This is a genomic window from Tritonibacter sp. SIMBA_163, from assembly GCF_046535935.1.
Taxonomy (GTDB): Bacteria; Pseudomonadota; Alphaproteobacteria; order Rhodobacterales; family Rhodobacteraceae; genus Epibacterium; species Epibacterium scottomollicae.
Genome location: NZ_JAWJBP010001542.1, coordinates 1 through 229, shown reverse-complemented (window position 1 = coordinate 229; position 229 = coordinate 1). Strand labels below are relative to the sequence as shown.

Below are 229 nucleotides of genomic sequence, written 5' to 3'. Positions count from 1 at the left end.
AGAAAAGTTCCCTTTGTTAGAAGAAATTGACATTGCTCTTAACGAATTGATTTTTATTAGGATTAGGAGCGCGATCGTCCTATCCTCCAACTGTTTTAGCGATTCAGGATCACTGATTAAAGCAGATAGAAATTTGACGGTTTGCCCTGAGGAACGTATCATGCAAAGAGTTACTCGATTGCCTGAATTAGGCAGCGAATATTGTTGAAAATAGGAATTCAAATCTTAT

At 37.1% G+C, this 229-nt stretch carries 1 protein-coding gene; it reads left to right on the top strand.

From position 1 onward, the window contains the following. Positions 1–208 (top strand): hypothetical protein (locus R0J92_RS27450; protein WP_411054004.1); only part of this gene is annotated, 208 nt, incomplete at its 5' end. Positions 209–229 lie beyond the last annotated feature (21 nt).